16 protein-coding genes, 1 tRNA gene and 1 pseudogene are annotated in these 18,266 nt (G+C 73.3%); 14 read left to right on the top strand and 4 right to left on the bottom strand.

Going from position 1 to position 18,266, the window contains the following annotated elements:
* Positions 1 to 35: 35 nt before the first annotated feature.
* On the bottom strand, positions 36 to 461 hold the full coding sequence (locus OHN19_RS07385) for a PAS domain S-box protein (RefSeq protein WP_330263375.1): 426 nt from the start codon (positions 459 to 461) through the stop codon (positions 36 to 38).
* 160 nt (positions 462 to 621) lie between these two features.
* Here OHN19_RS07385 and OHN19_RS07380 point away from each other — a divergent pair.
* The 4 genes from OHN19_RS07380 to fusA all read left to right on the top strand — a co-directional run bounded on the left by OHN19_RS07380 (position 622) and on the right by fusA (position 5,143).
* Positions 622 to 706 (top strand) — tRNA-Leu (locus tag OHN19_RS07380).
* A gap of 65 nt (positions 707 to 771) precedes the next feature.
* Entirely contained in the window at positions 772 to 1,662 is an 891-nt protein-coding gene (locus OHN19_RS07375; protein WP_330263374.1) for a DUF429 domain-containing protein, read from the top strand.
* A 42-nt stretch (positions 1,663 to 1,704) separates the two neighbouring features.
* Positions 1,705 to 2,811, top strand: coding sequence for a serine hydrolase domain-containing protein (locus tag OHN19_RS07370; protein ID WP_330263373.1), 1,107 nt, complete (start codon positions 1,705 to 1,707; stop codon positions 2,809 to 2,811).
* 298 nt (positions 2,812 to 3,109) lie between these two features.
* Positions 3,110 to 5,143, top strand: coding sequence for an elongation factor G (gene fusA, locus OHN19_RS07365; protein ID WP_330263372.1), 2,034 nt, complete (start codon positions 3,110 to 3,112; stop codon positions 5,141 to 5,143).
* Between the two features lie 50 nt (positions 5,144 to 5,193).
* On the opposite strand, the gene OHN19_RS07360 is transcribed toward fusA, so the two are convergent.
* Both OHN19_RS07360 and OHN19_RS07355 read right to left on the bottom strand, forming a co-directional pair.
* On the bottom strand, positions 5,194 to 5,586 hold the full coding sequence (locus OHN19_RS07360) for an SCO5389 family protein (RefSeq protein WP_330263371.1): 393 nt from the start codon (positions 5,584 to 5,586) through the stop codon (positions 5,194 to 5,196).
* Between the two features lie 64 nt (positions 5,587 to 5,650).
* Entirely contained in the window at positions 5,651 to 6,610 is a 960-nt protein-coding gene (locus OHN19_RS07355) for an AAA family ATPase (protein ID WP_330263370.1), read from the bottom strand.
* Between the two features lie 116 nt (positions 6,611 to 6,726).
* Between OHN19_RS07355 and OHN19_RS07350 the strand changes: the two genes are divergently transcribed.
* The 5 genes from OHN19_RS07350 (at position 6,727) to OHN19_RS07330 (ending at position 12,479) form a co-directional block, all read left to right on the top strand.
* Positions 6,727 to 7,263, top strand: coding sequence for a GNAT family N-acetyltransferase (locus tag OHN19_RS07350; protein WP_123764151.1), 537 nt, complete (start codon positions 6,727 to 6,729; stop codon positions 7,261 to 7,263).
* Positions 7,264 to 7,270: 7 nt separating this feature from the next.
* On the top strand, positions 7,271 to 8,752 hold the full coding sequence (locus OHN19_RS07345) for an ABC transporter substrate-binding protein (RefSeq protein ID WP_330263369.1): 1,482 nt from the start codon (positions 7,271 to 7,273) through the stop codon (positions 8,750 to 8,752).
* Between the two features lie 3 nt (positions 8,753 to 8,755).
* On the top strand, positions 8,756 to 10,549 hold the full coding sequence (locus OHN19_RS07340; RefSeq protein WP_330263368.1) for an ABC transporter permease subunit: 1,794 nt from the start codon (positions 8,756 to 8,758) through the stop codon (positions 10,547 to 10,549).
* On the top strand, positions 10,546 to 11,793 hold the full coding sequence (locus OHN19_RS07335; RefSeq protein WP_330263367.1) for an MFS transporter: 1,248 nt from the start codon (positions 10,546 to 10,548) through the stop codon (positions 11,791 to 11,793). The genes OHN19_RS07340 and OHN19_RS07335 overlap by 4 nt, the downstream gene beginning before the upstream one ends.
* A gap of 236 nt (positions 11,794 to 12,029) precedes the next feature.
* Positions 12,030 to 12,479: a GNAT family N-acetyltransferase gene (locus OHN19_RS07330; RefSeq protein WP_330263366.1), complete on the top strand. Its 450-nt coding sequence runs from the start codon at positions 12,030 to 12,032 to the stop codon at positions 12,477 to 12,479.
* Between the two features lie 17 nt (positions 12,480 to 12,496).
* Here the strand turns inward: OHN19_RS07330 and OHN19_RS07325 are convergent, their stop codons facing one another.
* The gene (locus tag OHN19_RS07325) at positions 12,497 to 13,279 is read right to left on the bottom strand and encodes a CDP-alcohol phosphatidyltransferase family protein (protein ID WP_330269546.1); all 783 of its coding nucleotides are present in this window, start codon (positions 13,277 to 13,279) and stop codon (positions 12,497 to 12,499) included.
* A 122-nt stretch (positions 13,280 to 13,401) separates the two neighbouring features.
* Here OHN19_RS07325 and OHN19_RS07320 point away from each other — a divergent pair, with 122 nt between their 5' ends.
* From OHN19_RS07320 to OHN19_RS07300, 5 genes and pseudogenes are all read left to right on the top strand, one after another.
* Complete coding sequence (locus OHN19_RS07320) at positions 13,402 to 14,382, top strand: zinc-binding alcohol dehydrogenase (protein WP_330263365.1); 981 nt, start codon at positions 13,402 to 13,404, stop codon at positions 14,380 to 14,382.
* A gap of 116 nt (positions 14,383 to 14,498) precedes the next feature.
* Entirely contained in the window at positions 14,499 to 14,897 is a 399-nt protein-coding gene (locus tag OHN19_RS07315; RefSeq protein WP_046728401.1) for a 6-pyruvoyl trahydropterin synthase family protein, read from the top strand.
* Positions 14,894 to 16,078, top strand: a complete 1,185-nt coding sequence (locus OHN19_RS07310; protein WP_330263364.1) for a glycosyltransferase family 4 protein — start codon at positions 14,894 to 14,896, stop codon at positions 16,076 to 16,078. The genes OHN19_RS07315 and OHN19_RS07310 overlap by 4 nt, the downstream gene beginning before the upstream one ends.
* Positions 16,075 to 17,082 (top strand): class I SAM-dependent methyltransferase, encoded by a 1,008-nt coding sequence (locus OHN19_RS07305; protein ID WP_330263363.1) that lies wholly within the window; start codon positions 16,075 to 16,077, stop codon positions 17,080 to 17,082. The genes OHN19_RS07310 and OHN19_RS07305 overlap by 4 nt, the downstream gene beginning before the upstream one ends.
* Positions 17,079 to 18,203: pseudogene (locus OHN19_RS07300) on the top strand (lysylphosphatidylglycerol synthase transmembrane domain-containing protein); the annotation flags it as partial. The gene OHN19_RS07305 and the pseudogene OHN19_RS07300, both read left to right, overlap by 4 nt.
* Positions 18,204 to 18,266: the final 63 nt, after the last annotated feature.

Below are 18,266 nucleotides of genomic sequence, written 5' to 3'. Positions count from 1 at the left end.
TGAAGGTCACGGCCCCTTCACCATGGGGTGGGCGCTCAGACCGACGCCTCGGCCCGCCGCCGCATCAGCTCCCGCTCCCGCTCGCGCCGCGCGGTGACGTCCCTGATGACCGCACCGCAGTAGCTGCCGCCGTCGGGCCCCGACAGCAGCACCACGCTGAACTCGATGGACAGCTTGCGACCGTCCGCCGCCAGTGCCGGCACGTTCAGCAGGTCCGCGTCGCCGTACTTGCTGTAGCCCCGCTCCATGGCCGCGTCGAAGCCCTCCTGGTGCCGCTTGCGGTGCCGCTCGGGGATGATGATGTCCAGGCTCCGCCCCACCGCGTCGGCCGCGGGGAACCCGAAGATGCGCTCCGCACCCCGGTTCCAGTAGCGGATGAGACCTTCGCTGTCGGTGATCACTATGCCGTCGGGCGCCTGGGCCGCCATGCCCAGTACCACCGCGGAATCCAGATCTTCCATGTCGCCTCCGAGCCGGGGCCGTTTGGGTGACGACAGTATACAGAATACTGTCGTCACAGCTCCTGGTCGGACGGATATGCAGGTGAAGGGCACTGCGAAAGCTTGGTATTGTTGTCCGTGTCGCCGCGGGGAACACCCCCGTCAAGGCGGCAGACACCTGGTCCGGGTGGCGGAATGGCAGACGCGCTAGCTTGAGGTGCTAGTGCCCTTTATCGGGCGTGGGGGTTCAAGTCCCCCCTCGGACACTGACGAAGACCCCCGCTGAGCGGGGGTCTTTCGCGTGTCAGGGCTCCTCTGATACCACCGGGCCATGGGAATGCAACGGTTCATAGGCGTCGACCTCGCCTGGGCCCCGACCGGCACCCGGATCGGTCCCCACGAGACCGGCGTCGCGGTCATCGACGGAACCGGCACAGTGATCGACTGCGGTTGGACCCGGGGGGTCGAGGACACCCTCGCGTGGATCGCCGAGGCGGCCGTCGACGGATCGACCCTGGCCTTCGTCGACGCTCCCCTCGTCGTCGACAACCCCACGGGCCAGCGACCCTGCGAGCGGGAGGTCGGCCGCCGGTACGGCCGCTGGAAGGTGAGCGCGAACAGCACCAACCGGAACTCCCGCCACCAGGCCGGAGTCCTGCTGCGTGAACGGCTCCAGGCATCCGGCTGGACGTATCACGACGGCCTCGACGGTCCGCCGGCCGACGGACTCGTCCTGTCCGAGTGCTACCCGTACACGACACTCGTCGGCGCCGCCGAGCTCGGCTACGACCAGGAGCGCCCCCGGTACAAGCGCCCCGGGCGGCGGCCGCCGCAGGGCTGGCGGTCCGCACGCGCCCGGGTGTGCGACGAGCTGATCGCCCGCCTCGCGGGTCTGGCCGAGGCCGATCCACCGTTGCGGCCGGCGTCCCACCCGGTTTCCCGGCAGCTCCTGACCGAGCCCTCACCCGAGCGGGACGCCCCCTACAAACATCGCGAGGACCTCGTCGACGCGCTGCTCTGCGCGTGGACGGCCGCCCTCTGGTCCCGGCACGGACTCGCGCGCTGCCAGGTACTCGGCGAAGAGGTTCCGGAGAGGCCCGGGACGGCTCCCACGATCATCGCGCCCGCCCGTCCCGAACAGCGCCGCGAGCCGATCGCCGTACAGCCGCTGTCCGGGAACAGCCGGCTCACCGAGCGGCGGACGCCCGCCCGTACGCCGTAATTCGGTTGACCCGGCCCCCGCACCGGGGGCTCAATACCCGGCATGGCCGACATCCAGGGCACGTACGACGATCTGTTCTCCGCGGTCCCTAACGGACTGGCCGCGCTGCTGGACGAGGGGGACGTCGGCGGCTCGGTGGCCGTCTTCGTGGACGGTGAGCCTGTGGTGGACGTCTGGGGCGGCTTCGCCGACGCCGACCGGACCATCCCGTGGGCGCACGACACGATCACCAACGTGTTCTCCACGACCAAGACGATGACGGCCCTGTGCGCGCTGATCCTCGCCGACCGCGGCGAACTCGACCTGGACGCCCAAGTCGCCCGCTACTGGCCGGAGTTCGCCGCCGCGGGCAAGGAGAAGGTGCTCGTACGGCACCTGCTGTCGCACACCGCGGGACTGCCCCACTGGGAGGGCCCGGTCGAAGAGATCTACGACTGGCCCGCCGCCACCGCCCGGCTCGCCGCCCAGCCGCTCCTCTGGGAGCCCGGCACCGCGGCCGGCTACCACTCGCTCACCCAGGGATTCCTGGTCGGCGAGGTCCTGCGCCGGATCACCGGCCGTACCGTCGGTGAGTTCCTCGCCGACGAAGTCACCGGGCCCCTCGGCGCCGACTTCCACATCGGGCTCCCCGCCGAGCACGACCACCGGGTCGCCCGGACCCTCCCGCCGCCCGGCCGGGACGAGGACTACACCGCGGCTTCCGCCAACCGCGACGCCGCACCCACCCCCGGCACCGCGATGCGCGTGCGGGACGCCAACAGCACGGCGTGGCGGCGCTCGCAGATCCCCGCCGCCAGCGGCTTCGGCAACGCCCGCTCCATCGCGCTCGTACAGTCCGCCCTCGCCTGCGGAGGGACGGTCGGCGGCGTACGGCTGCTGTCGGCGGCGGGCGCCGCGCGCGCCCGCGAGGAGCAGTTCAGCGGCGAGGACCGCGTGATCGGCATGACCCAGCGCTACGGCCTCGGGTACGGCCTCTTCGGGAACTCCTTCGGCTGGGGCGGCTGGGGCGGCTCGCTCGTCATGATCGACCCCGACGCCCGCATGGTGGTGGCGTACGCGACCGACCAGATGCGTGAACCCGCCGAGGACACCCGGGGGTTGGACCTCGTCATGTCCGCCTACGACGGCCTCCAGGGCCTGCGCCGCTGACCGCCCGAAAACCCCGTGCGCCACCGTGGCCCGCTCCCTACACTCGCCATGACCAGGAACGACGAGTGAGGGGAGTACGGCCGTGTGCGCACGCACCGCTGTCGCCGTCCCCCGGGCGTCGTACGACGTGATCCTCGTGTCCTCGCCCCTCCGGTGCCCGCTGCGCGGCCGGCACCGGACACCCGTCACGCCTGTCTGAACGGCCCTTTCACCGCCGTAGCACGCCCTTTTGACGTGCCGTCATGCCGTACGGGTCATCGCGCTGCCCTGTCATCACAGCACCGAAAGGCCCTGGGCCGTGCGCACCAACCACCTCAACCCGCTCGCCGTCGTCCGCAATCTCGGCATCCTCGCCCACGTCGACGCCGGCAAGACCACCGTCACCGAGCGGATCCTGTTCGCCACCGGGACCACGCACAAGCGCGGCGAGGTCCATGACGGCACGACCGTCACCGATTTCGACCCGCAGGAGCGGGACCGCGGGATCACCATCTTCGCGGCCGCCGTCAGCTGCGCGTGGGACGGGCACCGGATCAACCTGATCGACACCCCGGGACACGTCGACTTCGCCGACGAGGTGGAGCGCTCGCTCCGGGTGCTCGACGGGGCGGTCGCGGTGTTCGACGCGGTCGCGGGCGTGGAGCCGCAGAGTGAGTCGGTGTGGCGGCAGGCCGACCGGCACGGCGTGCCGAGGATCGCGTTCGTCAACAAGCTGGACCGCGCGGGCGCCGACCTCGACAAGGCCGTGGAGTCGATCCGCCGGCGACTGCATCCGGCCCCGTTGGTCGTGCAGTGGCCCATCGGCCGCGAGGACGGCTTCACCGGAGTCGTCGACCTGCTGACCATGCGGGCGCTGACCTGGTCCGAGGACACCTTCGCGGAGGGCCCCGTGCCCGGCGGCCTGCGCGAGGAGGCGCTCAGGCGACGCAGGGTCCTGGAGGAAGCCGTCGCCGAACGGCACCCGGCCGCGCTCGAGGAGTTCTGCGACCGGGAGACGCTCTCCGCGGGCACCCTCAGGGCGGCGCTGCGAGACCTCACCCGCAGCGGCGACGGCCTGGTCGTGCTGTGCGGCTCGGCCTACCGCAACCGCGGGATCGAGCCGCTGCTGGACGCGGTGGTGGCGTACCTGCCGTCGCCGCTGGACGTCCCCGCCGTGCGGGGCGAGCAGGGCGAGGAGCGGCCCTGCGATCCGGCGGCGCCGCTCGCGGCACTGGCGTTCAAGGTGAACGCCACCCCGACCGGACGGCTGACGTACGTGCGGGTGTACTCGGGAACGATCGAGAAGGGAGCCACCGTGTGGGACGCGGGCGCGCGGCGCACCGAGCGCGTCGGACGGATCCTGCGGGTCCAGGCCGACCGGCACGCCCCGCTGGAGCGGGCGGTCGCCGGAGACATCGTCGCCGTCGTCGGGCTGAAGTCGGCCCGGGCGGGCTCGACGCTGTGCGCACCGGACGCCCCGCTGGTACTGGAACCGCCGAGCGCGGCCGAACCGGTCGTGTCCGTGGCGCTCGAACCCCAACGCTCCGTCGACACCGACCGGTTGGCGTCGGCGCTGGCCCGGCTGACCGAGGAGGACCCCTCGCTCGTCGTCCGCACGGATGCCGAGACCGGCCAGACCCTGCTGTCCGGCATGGGGGAACTGCATCTGGAGGTGGCGGTGGAGAAGGTACGGCGTGAACAGGGCCTCGCCCTCAACGTCGGCCGCCCGCGGGTCAGTTACCGCGAGACGGTCGGGCGAGGGGTGTCCGGGCTGGTCTTCCGGCACGTCAAACAGGACGGCGGGGCAGGGCAGTTCGCGCACGTCGTGCTCGACGTCGAACCGGCCGAGGGGGGCTTCGAGTTCCGCTCGACGGTCGTCGGCGGGCGCGTCCCGCAGGAGTACGTCCGCGCGGTCGAGGCCGGCTGCCGGGACGCCCTGGCCGAGGGACCCCTCGGCGGGCACCCGGTGACCGGGCTGCGCGTCACCCTCACCGACGGGGCGACCCATGTGAAGGACTCCTCGGACACGGCCTTCCGCACGGCCGGCCGGTTCGGCCTGCGGGAAGCCCTGCGCGCCTGCGCGATGGTCCTCCTCGAACCGGTCGTCGAGGTCACGGTCACCGTGCCCGAGGACGCGGTCGGAGCGGTCCTCGGTGACCTGGCCGCGCGCCGCGGCCGGGTCTCGGGCTCGGCCACGCGCGGCGGTTCGGCGATCGTCACGGCGAGCGTGCCCCTGGCCGAACTCTTCGAATACGCGACGCGGCTGCGCAGCCGCACGCAGGGCCGCGGCACGTTCACGGCCCGGCCTACGGGGTACGCGCCGGCGCCGGCCGAGGCGGCGGCACGGCGGTAGCCGACGGTGTGGCCCTCCCGGCTCCGGGAGGGCCACACCGCACACCGGGTTCAGCAGTCCCGGAACTCCGGCGACTGGTTCAGCACCTGTGAGCGCACCGATGTGAAGCGGGCGTACGTCTCACCCGTGAGCGACTCCGGGCGGAACGCCGCCACCCGGTGGCAGTTCTGGAAGGCGAGTGCCACACCGAAGTGGCGTTCCAGGCTGCCGCGGATGGCGTCGCTGGCGAGGGCGCGCAGGAGCTGGCCGCGCTCCTTCTCCGACGGGGGAGGGGTCTGGTTGTCGGTGAACTCGGCGGTGCCGCCCTTGAGTTCGCCGGCAAGGGAGGCGATCAGGTCGTAGGCGTAGGGGAGGGACGTGCGGACGGTGTCCACGAAGTCCTCCTCGCGGATGTCGCCCTGTTCGGCTTCGGCGAGGAGCTTCGGGGAGACGTCGAGAGACATGTGCGGGGGGTTCCTGTCCTGTTGTGGTGAAGGGAAGGTCGTGAAGTGAAGGGAGGGGGCAGGGTCAGTCGAGGGAGGGCGGGCCCGGGACGAAGTCCGGGTCCACCTGGGCGGTCAGGTCCAGGCCGGTCGCCTCGTTCGCCCAGGAGCGGGCGTTGCGGAGGTGGAACTCGACCGCGTGGCGGTGCAGGGCGGCCCAGTCGCGGCGGTGGGCGTCGACCGTGTCGCGCAGGATCGACAGGGCGTGCCGGTTGTGGGGTTCGAGCGACTCCAGGTCGTCCTGCGCACGGCCCTGTTCGGCCGCGCGTACCCAGGGCGACTGGACCAGGTGGGTCAGCAGGTCGTCGCCGACCTGCTCCTTGAGGAAGAGCAGGTCGTCCTCGCCGGTCACCTTGTTGCCGACCACGGCGATCCGGATCCCGAACTCCTGTGCGTGGTCCCGGTACTGGCGGTAGACCGAGACGCCCTTGCGGGTGGGTTCGGCCACCAGGAAGGTCAGGTCGAAGCGGGTGAACAGGCCGGAGGCGAACGCGTCCGCGCCCGCCGTCATGTCGACGACGACGTACTCGCCGGGACCGTCGACCAGATGGTTGAGATACAGCTCCACGCCACCGAGCTTGGAGTGGTAGCAGGCCACCCCCAGGTCGCTCTCGTCGAACTCGCCCGTCACCATCAGCGGCACGTCACCCACCCGCCGCACATGACGCGCATGGAGTTCGTCGTCGCCCAGCAGGCGCAGCAGCCGTGAGCCCCGGCCCGGCGGCGTCGTCTTGATCATCGCCTCGCGGGAGGCGATGCGCGGATTGGCACCGCGCAGGAAGTCCTTGATGTCGGCCACGTGCGCGCCCAGGGGAGGGGCGTCCCAGGTGCCGGACCCGTCGTGGCCCAGGGCCTCGGCCAGGTGCTGGTTGATGTCGCCGTCCACGGCCAGCACCGGCGCGCCGGAACGGGCCAGATGGCGGGAGAGGAGCGCCGACAGGGTGGTCTTGCCGCTGCCGCCCTTGCCGACGAACGCGATGCGCACTACCGCTCCATCTTTTTGAAAATGGATGTCATGTCGGTATGTTCTATGGCGCGCATTCGATCACTGTCAAATCACCCCGCGATCAAGCTGGAAGGCTTAATGCATATGATGTGCAAGTGCGTGACTACAGCATCAAGACGGCGGGCCCGGACGACCTCGACGGTGCGCGAGCCGTGATGCTCGACACCGTCTACCGCGACTTCGGGACCGGGTACGTGCCCCGCTGGCACGGCGACATCATCGACCCGGCCGCCGCCTATCTGGTCCCGGCCCGCCACACCCTCCTCGTCGCCCTCGACCCGGACGACCGGGCCGTCGTGGCCACCGCCGCGCTCGACTCCCGCGGCCCCGCCCATCCGCCGAACCCGCGCGAACTGGCCGAGCGCTACCCCAGCGGCGAGACCGCGCAGCTGCGCCGGATCTACGTCCGCCCCGAGCACCGCAGGCGCGGCCTCGCCCGCCGCATGGTCGACCGACTGCTCGCCTTCGCGGCCGCGGACGGCGGCTACCGCTCCGTGTACCTGCACACCGACCCGGCCGTCCCGGGCGCCGAACCCTTCTGGCGTTCGCTCGGCAAGGTCGTGCACGACGAGCGCGAGACCACGGGGGGCGCGAGCAGCGTCGTCCACTTCGAGATACCGATGGAGCGATAGAACCACCATGCGACGCCGTCACCTCCTGGGCGCCCTGCTGCTCACCCCCGTCCTCACCGCCTGCTTCGCCTCCTCCGGCGACGACTCCCCGAGCGCCGCGAGCGGCGGTTCACGTCTCCGGGTCGCCCTCGCCTTCCCGCCCGCCGAGAACCTCTCGCCGTACGGTGCCGACGCCACCCTCCTCAGCCGCCTCGGCGTCACCGAGGGGCTCACCGCGCTCGACGCCAACGGCGCCGCCGCCCCCGCGCTCGCCGAGTCCTGGCGCCGCGAGAACGACCGCAGTTGGCTCTTCACCCTGCGCGAGGCCACCTTCCAGGACGGCTCGGACGTCACCCCGGCCGCGGTCGCCGCCGCCCTCACCCACGCCACCGAGGCCAAGCCCGCCCCGGCCGCCCTCTCCGGCGTCACGCTGACGGCCGAGCCCGCCGGGGACGCCGTACGCATCACCACGAAGACGTCCGACCCCGTGCTGCCGCTGCGCTTGTCCAGCCCCAACCTCGCCGTGTTCGCGGCCAAGGCGTACTCCCGCGACGGAGTCGATCCGGTCGGCACCGCCACCGGACCCTTCGAGCTCACCAAGGTCACCGGCTCCACCTCCGCCGCCCTCGACCGCTTCGACGACTACTGGGGCGGCCGCGCCCAGGCCCCCGGCATCGACGCCCGCTTCATCGCCGACGGCACCGCCCGCGCCAACGCCCTGCGCACCGGCCAGGTCGACATCGCCGAGGCGATCCCCGTCGCCCAGGCCGCCTCCCTCGACAAGGCCACCCTCGAGGAGACCGCCACCACCCGCACCACCAGCCTCCAACTCAACACGAAGTCAGGCCCGTTCAAGGACCCGAAGCTGCGCGCCGCCGCCCGCCGGGCCGTCGACGGCTCGGCCCTCGTCAAGGGCGTCTTCGAGGGGTACGCCGATCCCGGCGCCGGCATCTACGGACCGGCCGTGACCTGGGCCGCCGGCAAGCGCGTGGAGCCCACCGGACGGGCCGCCGCCGCGCGGCCGAACGGCACCGCCGTCACCCTCGCCACCTACGACAACCGGCCCGAACTCCCCGAGGTCGCCCAGGTCCTCCAACAGCAGCTCCAGAAGGCCGGGTTCAAGGTCACCCTGGAGGTGCGCGAGTACTCACGGCTCGAAAGCGACGCCCTGGCGGGGAAGTTCGACGCGTTCATCGGCGCCCGCAACAGCCTCGTCGACACCGGTGACCCCGTCGGCGTCCTCGCGAGCGACTACACCTGCGACGGCGGCTACAACCTCGCCCGACTGTGCGACCAGAAGGTCGACAAGGCGGTCGCCGAGGCCGACGAAGCCACCGACACCAGCCGGCGCCAGGACGCGGCCATGCGCGCCGAGGCGGCGATCCTCGGCACCGACGCCGTGGTCCCACTGGCCCACCAGAGCATCATCGTCGGCGTCGGCACCGACGTCCGAGGGGCGCTCCTCGACCCGTACGAGCGCACCCTCGTCGGCACCGGAACGCGACGCTGACCCATGCGGCACCGCATGGCCACCCTGCTGTGGCGGGCCCTGCTCGCGGCGGCCCTGGTGTGCGGGATCGGCCTGCTGCCGTGGCTGTCCCGCACCGACCCGGCGCTCACCGTGCTCAAGGCCCGCTCCGCGGACCGGGACCCCGACCCCCGGGTCCTCGCCGACATCCGGTCCCAACTCGGGCTGGACCAGGGCCCCTTGCACCTGCTCGGCCAGTGGCTCGGCGGGCTGCCCCGCGGGGACGCGGGCCGGTCGTGGCTGAACGGCACCGAGGTCACCCCCGCGGTCGTCCAGGCCCTCGGGGCGTCCCTGCTGCTGGTGACGGTGGCGCTCGTGATCGCCGCCGGCACCGCCGCCCTGGTGTGCGCGCGCACCCTGTGGCTCGGCGCGCACCGGCGCCTCGACGGGCGACGGACCGGCGGCGGCGCCTCGGCGATGCTCGCCGCGCTGCCCGAGTTCCTCACCGCCTCCGTGCTCGCCACCGTCGTCGGCGTGCAGCTCGGCTGGCTGCCCGCCCTCGGCTGGTACGGCCCCCAGTGGACGGTCCTGCCCGCCCTCGCCCTCGGCCTGCCCGCCGGGGCGGTGCTCGGGCGCCTCCTCGACGACCTGCTGCCCGGCGCCTTCGCCGAACCCTGGGCGCTGGCCGCGGACGCCCGCGGACTGCCGGGCCGCGCGGTCGCCGCGAAGGCGGTCCGCCGCTGCCTCCCCGCCCTGCTGCCCAACCTGGGCCTGTTCGTCGTCGGCCTCACCGCCGGGTCCGTCGCGGTCGAGCAGATCTACGACATCCCAGGCCTCGGCCGTACCACCCTCCAGGCCGCCCTCGCCCAGGACCTGCCCGTCCTCCAGGCCGGCACCCTCGCCCTCCTGCTCCTCGCGGCCACCGCCACCGGCCTCGCGGCACTCGCCGTCCGCCTCCTCGTCGGCCCGGCCCTGCGCGACGGCGCCCTGGACTCCCTGCACCGGCCGCGCCGGTCCGCCCGCAGCACCCTGCCCTTCGTGTACGGCGGCCTCCTGACCGCAGTCGTCGCACTCGGCCTGGTCCGCGACCCGCTCGCCCTGGACACCGGAGCCCGCCTCCAACCCCCGTCCCCGACACACCCGTTCGGCACCGACGCGCTCGGCCGGGACCTGCTCGCCCGGGTCGGGCACGGGGCCCTCGACACCCTGCTGACCGCCCTCGCCGTCAGCGTCTGCGCACTGATCGTCGGGGTCCTGCTCGGGCTGCTGCCCCGGCTGTCCGGACCGCTCGTCGACACCGTCAACGCCGTACCCCCGGTGCTCGCCGCACTGCTCGTCACCGCCGTCGCCGGGAGCGGCACCACCACGCCCGCGATCGCCGTGGCCGCGGTCTCCTGGGCGGCACTCGCGGCCCACACCTCGTCCCTGCTCCGCCAGGAACGGGCCACCTCGCATCTCGCGGTCACCCGAGGCCTCGGCGCGAGCCGCTGGTACCTCCTGCGGCACGAAGTGCTGCCCGCGATCATGCCACCCGTCACCCGGCACGCCCTGCTGCGCCTGCCCGGCGTCGCCCTGGCCCTCGCCTCCCTCGGCTTCCTCGGACTCGGCACCCAACCGCCCTCCCCGGAATGGGGGTTGCTCCTCGCTGAGAACCAGCCCTACGCCGAGCGCGCCCCCTGGGCCGTCCTCGCCCCCGCCGCCGTACTGGCCCTGCTGGGTGCGCTCGCGGTGAGTGCGGCGGGCGGAGTGCGGTGGCCGCGACGGCGCGCGAGTCGGCGTACGGCCGCGATCCGGACCGAAGTGGCAGCGTCAGTACGAGAGTTGGTGCGGAGCGGATGACCTCGACGACCGTCGGGACCCGGAGGGCGGCGGGGCTCACACCACTGCTGCGGCTGCTCATCCTCACCCAACTCGCCTTCAACGTCGGCTTCTTCGCCGTGCTGCCCTTCCTGGCCGCACATCTCGGACAGGCCGTCGGGATGGCGGGCTGGCTGGTCGGCTTCGTGCTCGGGCTCAGGACCTTCAGCCAGCAGGGGCTGTTCGTGGTGGGCGGGGCGCTCGCCGACCGGTACGGGATCCGGCCCGTCGTACTCGCCGGGTGTGTGCTGCGGATCGCCGGGTTCGCGTGGCTGGGGTACGCCGAGCGGACGGGGGCGGTCATCGGGGCCGTCCTGCTCATCGGGTTCGCGGCGGCGCTGTTCTCGCCCGCCGTGGAGTCCGAGGTGGCCCGCCAGGCCGTCCTCCACGAGGAGGCGGGTGGTCAACGCACGCGCGTGCTCGCGCTGTTCACCGTCGCCGGGCAGGCGGGCGCGTTCGTGGGGCCGTTGCTCGGCGCACTGCTGCTGTCGGTGGACTTCCGCGCGGTGTGCCTCGCGGGTGCCGGGATCTTCGTGCTCGTCCTCGCCGGACACGCGTGGCTGCTGCCGCAGCGCATTCCGGGGCGGCGGCGAGTACGACTCGGGGGCGGCCTTGGGGTGTTGGTCCGCAACCGGCGCTTCCTCGCGCTGTGCTGCGCGTACGGCGCCTATCTGCTGGCCTACAACCAGCTCTACCTCGCCCTCCCCGAGGAGGTGGAGCGCGCGACCGGCTCGCAGTCGGCGCTGGCCTGGCTGTTCGCGCTGTCCTCGCTGCTGGTGGTGACCGCCCAGCTCCCGGTGACCCGCTGGATCGGCGCCAAGCTGTCGCTGCGGCGCTCCGTCGTGGCCGGACTGCTGCTGATCGGCACCGGGTTCGCGATCGTGGCGGCCGCGCGGCCCGCGGGTCTGACCGGCACGGCCGGGCTGGTGCCCGCGGCCGGGTTCGTCGTCCTGCTCACCCTCGGGCAGATGCTCGTCGCACCCGTGGCCCGGGCCTGGGTCCCCGACCTCGCGGAGGAGGGCCGGCTCGGCCTCTACACCGGGGCGCTGTCCTCGGTCTCCGGCCTGATCGTCCTGGTCGGCAGCTCCGTCACCGGCTCCCTCCTGGACGTCGGACTGCCGCCCGCGGTGCCGTGGCTGCTGCTGGCCGCCGTACCGCTCGCGGCGATCGGGCTGCTGCCGCGGGAGGAGGACACCGACCGCCCGGCCGGGACGCCGGGTGCGTGAGGCCGTGGGGCGGAAGCGGCCGACCGGTGGGGAGCATGCGAGCACCCGCGACGGGGCTGGGCACGGTTTCCGTTGCGGCGCGCGTCGGCTGAGACTCCCCAGGGGCGCGGGGCTGTATCGATCTGCGGCTCTGCCGCGTGGGCGCGACCAGCCCCGACGCACCCGCACGCGCCCCACAACCTCACCCGGCACCCTCCGGCGGAGGCGACCGTGCCCTCGGCGATACAGTCCACCCCATGGAGACTCAGGACATCCGGGTGGAGATCGCCCGGGAGGCGGACCAGGGACTCGTCGACGCCTTCGCGCGGATGCTGCCTCAGCTGTCCTCGACCGCCGAGGCGCTCGACCTCGCCGCGCTCGACCGCATCCTGGCCTGCGACGCCAACACCATGCTGATCGCCAGGTCGGCGGCCGGAGCGATCCTCGGCACCCTCACGCTGGTCATGTTCCCCGCCCCCGCCGGTCTGCGGGCCCGCATCGAGGACGTGATCGTCGATCACGCGGCGCGCGGGCAGGGGGTCGCCGGACTGCTGATCCGGGAGGCGATCCGGCTCGCCCGGGAGGCCGGGGCCCGTACCGTCGACCTCACCTCGCGCCCCGATCGGGCGGCCGCCAACCGGCTGTACGAACGGCAGGGGTTCCGGCAGCGGGAGTCGACGGTGTACCGGGTGCCACTGAAGGGCTGAGCCCCCTTCAAGCCCCTTCAGGAGGCGACGGCCTGCCGTGCCGGCACCAGCTCCAGTTCCAGCAGTTCCTCCACCGCGGCCTGGTCCGCGCGGTGCGTGCGCCACAGCCACAGGATGTCCCGGCCGAACGACCAGACGAGCGTCCCGAGGGCCAGCGCCACGACCCCGAAGGTCGCCGTGAACGGCAGGTAGCCGGACGCGGCCACCAGCAGCAGGATCCCCTGGAGCGCGGCCACCGTCTTGCGGGCCATGCTCGGCGGCAGCGGGGCGTTCAGCCAGTTCCAGACGCGGGCGGCGGCGACGAAGCCGTAGCGCATGGCACCGATCAGCAGCACCCACGGGCCCTGCGACATCGACACGTACACGCTGAGCACCAGGATCAGGAACGCGTCGACCTCCATGTCGAACCGCGCGCCCAGCGGTGTCGAGGTGCCGGTCGCGCGGGCGACCTTGCCGTCGACGCCGTCGAGGATCAGGGCCACCGCCGTCAGGCCGACGAAGAGCGTGACCGGCGGGGAGTCCTGGAAGGAGTCGGCGACCAGCGCCGTCACTCCGCCGACCAGGGTGGCCCGGCCGAGCGTCACCCGGTTGGCCGGACCGAAGGACCGCGGCCGGGTCCGGTGCAGCGCCCTGGAGAGCACGGCCCAGGTGGCCACGGCGAAGGCGAGGCCGGTCAGCCAGCCCGCCGGCCCCATGCCGATCGCCGTGCCGAGCAGGGCAAGCAACAGGATCTGAACGCCCGCTCCGACAGCGGTCTCCTGCTGGACCAGCCTTGCTTCGTAAGTGTTGTTCAGGGCCACCGCAGATTCCTCCGGCCAGATGACAGAGTCGATCAAGGCCGCGTACTGTGCGCGGCCTGTGCACACCTCGGTTACGTGAACGAGGTACGTGCCCGAGTTGCCGATCGTTCAGGAGGTTCTCGATGAAGGCCGCCGCACGTGCGTTCTGGCTCCGCTCCCCGGGGGAGGGCGAGATCCGGGAACTCACCCTTCCGGCCCCCGGCGAGGACGAGGTGCTGGTCCGCTCGCTGTACTCGGGAGTCAGCAGGGGCACGGAGACACTCGTGTTCCGTGGCCAGGTGCCCGAGAGCCAGCACGCGGCCATGCGGGCACCGTTCCAGGAGGGCGACTTCCCGGGACCGGTGAAGTACGGCTACCTCAGCGTCGGAGTGGTGGAGGAGGGGCCGTCCGCGCTGAAGGGCAGGACCGTCTTCTGTCTGTACCCGCATCAGACGCGGTACGTAGTCCCCGCGAGCGCGGTGACGGTCGTACCGGACGACGTGCCCCCCGCCCGGGCCGTCCTCGCCGGCACGGTCGAGACCGCCGTGAACGCCCTCTGGGACGCGGCCCCCCTGATCGGCGACCGGATCGCGGTGGTCGGCGGTGGCATGGTCGGCAGCTCGGTCGCCGCCCTGCTCGCCCGCTTCCCCGGCGTCCGCGTCCAGCTGGTCGACTCCGACCCGGCCCGCGCCGCGACCGCCGAGGCCCTCGGCGTGGGCTTCGCGTCCCCCGCGGACGCCCTCGGCGACTGCGACCTCGTCGTCCACGCCAGCGCCACCGAACAGGGCCTCGCCCGCTCCCTGGAACTCCTCCGCGCCGAGGGCACGGGCGTCGAGCTGAGCTGGTACGGCGACCGCCGCGTCAGCCTGCCGCTCGGCGAGGCCTTCCACTCCCGGCGGCTGACGGTCCGCAGCAGCCAGGTCGGCACGGTCTCCCCGGCCCGCGCGCACCGCGGCTACGACGGCCGGCTCGCCCTCGCGCTGAAACTGCTCGCCGATCCGAGGCTTGACTCCCTCATCACGGGGGAAAGCGCGTTCGAAGAACTGCCGGAGGTGATGCCCGCGCTGGCCAGTGGGGAGATTGCGGCCCTCTGTCACCTCGTGAGGTACGGCAAGAGCGCCTGACCTGAGAAAAGAGTGAGATCCGGCTGAACACGGGGAAGCGGGGAGCCGTACTACACGGCATCCACCGGCAGGGATCAGCCGGGGGACCAGACGCGCCGCACCTGGAGGGTCGTCCGTTGTTCAGCATCACCGTCCGCGATCACATCATGATCGCCCACAGCTTCCGCGGCGAGGTCTTCGGCCCCGCGCAGCGACTGCACGGAGCGACGTTCCTGGTGGACGCCACGTTCCGGCGCGAACAGCTGGACGACGACAACATCGTCGTCGACATCGGACTGGCCACCCAGGAACTCGGTGCCGTCGTCAGCGAGCTGAACTACAGAAACCTCGACAACGAACCCGACTTCGCCGGGATCAACACTTCAACGGAGTTCCTGGCGAAGGTCATCGCGGACCGGCTCGCCGAGCGCATCGAGAAGGGCGCCCTCGGCGAGGGGGCCAAGGGCCTCGCGGGCCTGACCGTCACCCTGCACGAGTCGCATGTCGCCTGGGCGAGTTACGAGCGTGCCCTGTGACCGACCTGACCACCGGGCGGGCGGCCACGCTGGACTACGTGCCCGTGCAGCACTCCGCCCTCAAGAAGGCCGAGATCATCCCGATGTCCCTGCGCTCCGTGCACTTCGTGATGCCGGGCGGCGTGGACGACCCGACCGCACCGAGCGGCGGCAACGCCTACGACCGGCGGGTCTGCCTGGACCTGCCCGGCTTCGGCTGGCAGGTCGAGCGGCACGCGGTGCCCGGCAGCTGGCCCCGCCCGGGAGCGGCCGCCCGCACCGAACTGGCCCGCACCCTGCGCGACCTGCCCGACGGCACCGTCGTCCTCATCGACGGCCTGGTCGCCTGCGGGGTCCCGGAGATCATCGTCCCGGAGGCGGAGCGGCTCGGCATCGCCGTCCTCGTCCACCTCCCGCTCGGCGACGAGACCGGCCTCGAACCCGGGCTCGCCCTCGAACTCGACGCCAAGGAACGCGAGGTGCTGCGGGCGGTGCCCGCCGTCGTCGCCACCAGCGACTGGGCCGTACGGCGACTGGTCTCGCACCACGGCCTCGCCCCCGAGCGGGTCCACGTCGCCACCCCCGGTGCCGACATCGCCCCGCTCGCCTCGGGCACCGACGGCCTCTCCCGGCTGCTGTGCGTGGCCGCGGTGACGCCCCGCAAGGGCCAGCACCGGCTGATCGAGGCCCTCGCCGGCGCCCAGGACCTGCCCTGGAGCTGCGTGTGCGTCGGCGGGATCACCCAGGACCCCGAGTACGTCGCGCACCTGCGGATGCTCATCAAGAAGTACGGCCTCCAGGACCGCCTGCACCTCGCGGGACCGAAGGCCGGGGCCGAGCTCGACGCCAGCTACAACGCCGCCGACCTGATGGTCCTCACCTCCTACGCCGAGACCTACGGCATGGCGGTCACCGAGGCCCTGGCGCGCGGCATCCCGGTGCTGGCCACCGACGTCGGCGGAGTCGCCGAGGCGGTCGGCCGCGCCCCCGACGGGGGAGTGCCCGGCATCCTCGTCCCGCCGGAGGACCCCGCCGCCCTCGCCGCCGAACTGCGCGGCTGGTTCGGCGAGGCGGACGTACGACGCAGGCTCAAGGCGGCTGCCCGGGGCCGGCGGGCCGCCCTGGACGGCTGGGCGACCACGGCCCGCAGCCTGGCCGGAGTACTCGGCCGACTGCCGAGCGAGCCCAGGAGGGCGGCATGAGGAAGACGGCGACCAAGCAGAGCGGCAAGATCCCGGCACAGCCGGGGCCTCGAGAGGTGACGTCGGTGAAGCCCGCTGTCCCGTCCGACGCAGAATCGGTCATCCCCGGTGCCGGGCCCAGCGCCCACCCCGGTGAGCGGCCCACCGTACGGCTCAGGGACGCCGGTCCCGACGACGCGCCCCGCTACGCGCCCGAGTGGCTGGAGCTGCGGGAAGGGCCCGACGCGGCCGCGCGGGCGGCCGACCTGCTCGACCCGCTGCGGATCCGGCTGGCCAACCTGCCCGGCAAGGCCGGTCTCGTCATCCACGACCTGGGCTGCGGCACCGGCTCGATGGGCCGCTGGCTCGCGCCCCGCCTGGACGGCCCCCAGCACTGGATCCTGCACGACCGGGACCCCTACCTCCTGCACTTCGCGGCCGTCGCCTCCCCGCGCTCCGCCGCCGACGGCAGCCGCGTCACCGTCGAGACCCGCCGCGGCGACGTCGGCCTGCTCACCCCGGACGCCCTCGCCGGCGCCTCCCTGGTGACCGCGTCCGCGCTCCTGGACGTCCTCACCCGCGAGGAGATCGACACCCTCGCCGCCGCCTGCACCGGCGCCGGCTGCCCGGCCCTGCTCACGCTGTCCGTGGCCGGCCGCGTCGAAATCACCCCGTCCCACCCGCTGGACGAGGAGATCGCCGACGCGTTCAACGCCCACCAGCGGCGCGGCGGACTGCTCGGCCCGGACGCCATCACCGTGGCCTGCGAGGCGTTCTCCGAGCGGGGCGCGACGGTACGGCTGCACCCGAGCGCCTGGCGTCTGGGCCCCGCCGACTCCGCGCTCACCGTCCAGTGGCTGCGCGGCTGGGTCGGCGCGGCGGTCGAGGAGCGGCCCGAGCTGAAGGAGCGCGCCGACCGCTACCTCCAGGACCGTCTCGAGGCCTGCCGCGCCGGCGAGTTGAAGGTCGTCGTCCACCACAGCGACCTGCTCGCGCTGTCCCGGCCGACGGGCGGAGCGTCATGAGCGTGGAGACGGTGCGACCGAGCCTGCCCGTACGGCGGCCCGCGGAACCGGCCGAGTCGCGCCCCGTCTCCGACCGGGCCCGCAGGCTGCGGGCCGAGGTGGTCCGGACCCGGGACGAGGTCCTCACCGCGCGCGCCGAGGCGCTGGTCGCCCGGGCCCAGATCCTCGAGACGGCAGGACAGCCCGCCCAGGACCTGCGGGACGCCGCCGTCTCCCGGGACCGGATCGGTGTGATCGTGACCGAGGCCCGCCCCTTCCCCGAGCAGCCCCCCAGGTGGCGTACCGCCCTGCGCGCGGTCCTCAACTCCCGCGCCCTGCGCACCCACTTCGGCACCGTCGCCGGTGTCACGATCCTCGCTCTGCTGCTGTGGCGACTGGGCACCGGCGTCTTCCTGGACGGACTGCGCCGCATCGACACCGTCGCCCTGCTCGCGGCGCTCGCGATCGGCGCGCTGACCACCGTGTTCAGCGCCTGGCGCTGGCAGTTGGTGGCCCGCGGGCTGCGCATCCGGCTGCCGCTCGGCCCCGCCGTCGCCGACTACTACCGCGCCCTGTTCCTGAACGCGGCCCTGCCCGGCGGCGTCCTCGGCGACGTGCACCGCGCGGTGCGGCACGGACAGAGCGCCGGGGACATGGGCCGCGGAGTGCGCGCGGTCGTCCTCGAACGGGCCGCCGGGCAGATCGCGTTGGCGATCGTCGGCGGTGCCGTCCTGCTCACCATGCCGTCCCCGGTACTGGCGGACGCCCGCCACCTCGCCCCCGCCGTGGGCCTCGCCACCCTCGGTGCGCTCGCCGTCGTCGTGGCCCTGCGCATGAACCGGGCCCCCTCCTCGCGCCGGGGCCGGGCCCTGCGCGCGACCCTCGCCGAGGCGCGCGAGGCACTGCTGTCCCGCCGCAACTGGCCCGGCGTCACGCTCTCCTCGGCCCTCGTCCTCGCCGGCCACCTCGGCATGTTCGTGCTCGCCGCCCGCATCGCGGGCTCCGACGCCTCCGTCGCCGCGCTGCTGCCGCTGGCCGTGCTCGCCCTGCTCGCCATGGGACTGCCCCTGAACATCGGCGGGTTCGGCCCCCGGGAGGGCGTCACCGCCTGGGCGTTCGCCGCGACGGGCCTCGGCGCCGAGGCAGGACTCGCGACCGCGATCGTCTACGGCGTCCTCAGCTTCGTGGCGAGCCTGCCGGGCGCG

This window comes from Streptomyces griseorubiginosus (assembly GCF_036345115.1).
GTDB classification, from domain to species: domain Bacteria; phylum Actinomycetota; class Actinomycetes; order Streptomycetales; family Streptomycetaceae; genus Streptomyces; species Streptomyces griseorubiginosus_C.
This window is presented reverse-complemented; position numbering and strand designations above follow the sequence as displayed.